At 37.2% G+C, this 576-nt stretch carries 1 protein-coding gene; it reads right to left on the reverse strand.

What is annotated here, in order from left to right; genetic code table 11:
- On the reverse strand, positions 1 to 576 hold a 576-nt coding region (locus tag AABK37_RS41820), incomplete at both ends, for an IS607 family transposase (protein WP_432557247.1).

Below are 576 nucleotides of genomic sequence, written 5' to 3' on the forward strand. Positions count from 1 at the left end.
ATCCCATTAGCGATTAATTTCACCTTGTCTTTATATTTGCGTAGCCCATACAAGCGTGAGCTAAAACAATGTATTATAGACAACAAATCTTCTACTAATTCTTCATTCGGTGATAAAGCTTCACTATTAGCTACAACAACAGTTCCGCCACCCCATATTATAATTTGCTCAACTAAATCAAAACCAAATCTACACAACCGATCTTTGTGCGCTACATAGACTGATTTAACTTCCCCCTGAATCGCCCATTGAATGATTTGAAGAAATTTCTTACGCTTAAAATTTAAGCCTCCTCCAACTTCTTCAATACGGTCAGTCACAACTACACCATTAGCAACACAAAACTTGTCCATAGAGTTTACTTGACTAGTTAAATCATCTTTCTGCCCATGCGAAGAAACCCGGCAGTAAATGATTACTCGTGTCGGGTATTTGCCAGATTTAAGATTACGAGCCAAATTAAGATGTTGTTCGGTATAAATTCTTTGATTCCCTAAAGTACGTTCAGGAATCAATTTACCTTCAGATTCCCAACGACGTAAAGTAGAAGCTGAAACACCTATTAAATCTCCAAAC

Origin of the sequence: Tolypothrix sp. VBCCA 56010 (assembly GCF_050875635.1) — a bacterium.
Taxonomy (GTDB): Bacteria; Cyanobacteriota; Cyanobacteriia; order Cyanobacteriales; family Nostocaceae; genus Hassallia.